The organism is Secundilactobacillus silagincola (assembly GCF_002583405.1).
GTDB classification, from domain to species: Bacteria; Bacillota; Bacilli; order Lactobacillales; family Lactobacillaceae; genus Secundilactobacillus; species Secundilactobacillus silagincola.
Genome location: NZ_BCMJ01000055.1, coordinates 1 through 269, shown reverse-complemented (window position 1 = coordinate 269; position 269 = coordinate 1). Strand labels below are relative to the sequence as shown.

General features: G+C 47.2%; 1 rRNA gene. It reads right to left on the bottom strand.

Annotation, left to right across the window (positions count from 1 at the left end):
- Nucleotides 1-257 (bottom strand): 23S ribosomal RNA (locus CES82_RS12190); the annotation flags it as partial.
- Nucleotides 258-269 lie beyond the last annotated feature (12 nt).

The window sequence follows — 269 nt, the reverse complement described above, 5'->3', positions numbered from 1 at the left end:
TCGCTCGCCGCTACTATGGGAATCGCAATTGCTTTCTCTTCCTGTGGGTACTTAGATGTTTCAGTTCCCCACGTCTGCCAATACTTAGCTATGTATTCACTAAGCATTAATCATCGACTAAGATGATTGGGTTTCCCCATTCGGAAATCTCCGGATCAAAGCTTACGTACAGCTCCCCGAAGCATATCGGTGTTAGTCCCGTCCTTCATCGGCTCCTAGTGCCAAGGCATTCACCATGCGCCCTTTTTAACTTAACCTCATCACTTACG